This window comes from Mycobacterium sp. (genome assembly GCF_049280035.1).
Taxonomy (GTDB): domain Bacteria; phylum Actinomycetota; class Actinomycetes; order Mycobacteriales; family Mycobacteriaceae; genus Mycobacterium.
This window is the reverse complement of sequence record NZ_JBAPPI010000840.1, coordinates 1-2,150: the sequence shown is the minus strand read 5'-3', so window position 1 is coordinate 2,150 and position 2,150 is coordinate 1. Positions and strand designations below refer to the sequence as shown.

Annotated in this window: 3 protein-coding genes; all 3 read left to right on the top strand. The window is 64.2% G+C overall.

The window, feature by feature from the left end:
• Positions 1 to 650, top strand: a 650-nt coding sequence (locus WAN71_RS26905) for a pyridoxal-phosphate dependent enzyme (protein WP_422228244.1), incomplete at its 5' end; no start/stop codon positions are given.
• On the top strand, positions 644 to 1,459 hold the full coding sequence (gene trpA, locus WAN71_RS26900; protein WP_422228245.1) for a tryptophan synthase subunit alpha: 816 nt from the start codon (positions 644 to 646) through the stop codon (positions 1,457 to 1,459). The genes WAN71_RS26905 and trpA, both read left to right, overlap by 7 nt.
• A partial coding sequence (locus WAN71_RS26895; RefSeq protein ID WP_422228243.1) for a prolipoprotein diacylglyceryl transferase family protein occupies positions 1,456 to 2,150 on the top strand: 695 nt, incomplete at its 3' end. The genes trpA and WAN71_RS26895, both read left to right, overlap by 4 nt.

The window sequence follows — 2,150 nt, the reverse complement described above, 5'->3', positions numbered from 1 at the left end:
GTTTCGGCACCGCGGCCGGGCCGCATCCCTTCCCGACGATGGTCCGTGATTTTCAGCGGGTCATCGGGCTTGAGACCCGGGTGCAGATCCAGGATCAGGCCGGCCGACTGCCCGACGCCGTCACCGCTTGCGTCGGCGGAGGATCTAACGCCATCGGGATCTTCCATGCCTTCCTCGACGATCCCGGCGTTCGACTCGTCGGCTTCGAGGCTGCCGGCGACGGCGTCGAGACCGGCCGCCACGCCGCCACATTCACCGGCGGGTCGCCAGGAGCGTTTCAGGGATCGTTCTCTTTTCTGCTGCAGGACGAGGACGGGCAGACCATCGAATCGCATTCGATTTCGGCCGGACTGGATTATCCGGGCGTCGGTCCCGAACACGCGTGGCTGCGAGAGACCGGGCGCGCCGAATACCGGCCGATCACCGACAGAGAGGCGATGGATGCGTTTCGGTTGCTGTGCCGGACCGAAGGCATCATCCCGGCGATCGAGTCGGCGCACGCGGTGGCCGGCGCCGTCAAATTGGGCGTCGAGATGGGCAGCGGATCGGTCATTGTGGTGAATCTGTCCGGCCGCGGAGATAAAGATGTCGAGACAGCCGCAAAGTGGTTCGGCCTGCTCGACAAAGAGGCGGATAGCGGCCGATCATGACTGTCGAGCAGAGCGAAACAAATAGTCTGACGGAGCTTTTCAGCTCATGCCAGCGCGATAACCGCGCGGCGCTGATCGGCTACCTGCCGACCGGATACCCCGATGTGCGGACGTCGATCGACGCGATGACAGCGTTGATCGAATCAGGATGCGACCTCATCGAAGTCGGCGTGCCTTACTCGGACCCGGGCATGGACGGCCCGACCATCGCGACGGCGTCAGAGGTTGCGCTGCGCGGGGGTGTACGAGTTCGGGATACGCTGAGCGCCGTCGAGGCGATCAGCGCATCCGGCGGCCGTGCCGTTGTGATGACGTACTGGAATCCAGTGTTGCACTACGGGGTTGACGCGTTCGCGCGGGACCTCGCCGCGGCTGGCGGGCATGGGTTGATTACGCCGGACCTGATTCCCGATGAGGCTGACGAGTGGTTGGCGGCCTCCGACCACTACCACTTGGACCGGATCTTTTTAGTCGCGCCGTCGTCGACGCCGCAGCGGTTGGCGGCGACGGTCGAGGCGTCGCGCGGATTCGTGTATGCGGCGTCGATCATGGGCGTAACCGGTGCCCGCGATGTGGTATCGCACGCGGCGCCTGAATTGGTGGGCAGAGTGAAAGCGGTTTCTGACATCCCTGTCGGCGTCGGTCTGGGCGTGCGGTCACGCGAACAGGCGGCTCAAATCGCGGGCTATGCCGACGGTGTGATCGTGGGTTCGGCACTCGTCTCTGCACTGACTGCGGGTGTGGGAACGTTACGGGCGCTGACGGAGGAACTGGCGGCCGGTGTGCGTCAAAGGATCTCCGGCTTATGACGACGACCGTCATCGCGTACTTCCCAAGTCCACCGCAGGGAGTGTGGCACGTCTGGCTGGTGCCCATCCGCGCGTATGCGCTGTTCATCATCATCGGCATCGTCGCCGCACTGCTGATTGGTGATCGACGCTGGCAGGCCCGTGGCGGCGAGCGTGGCGTGATTTATGACATCGCTTTGTGGGCGGTGCCTTTCGGGCTTATCGGCGGTCGGTTGTACCACCTGGCAACTGATTGGCGGACGTATTTCGGTGAGGGCGGCGCGGGACTCGTTGCGGCGCTGCGTATTTGGGATGGCGGCTTAGGTATCTGGGGCGCGGTCGCCTTGGGCGGCGTGGGTGCGTGGATCGCCTGCCGTCGCCGCGGCATTCCGCTTCCGGCCTTCGGCGACGCGATAGCCCCCGGCATCGTTCTCGCGCAGGCGATCGGCCGGCTGGGCAACTACTTCAACCAGGAGCTCTTCGGCCGCGAAACCACAATGCCGTGGGGGTTGGAAATCTTCTATCGGCGTGACCCGGCCGGATTCGTCGATGTGCATTCGCTGGACGGGGTGTCGACCGGGCAGCTTGCGATGGTCGTGCAGCCAACGTTCCTTTACGAATTACTGTGGAATCTGGTGATATTCGCCGCGCTGATTTACCTGGATCGGCGTTTCGCGATCGGGCATGGTCGGCTTTTCGCGCTTTATGTCGC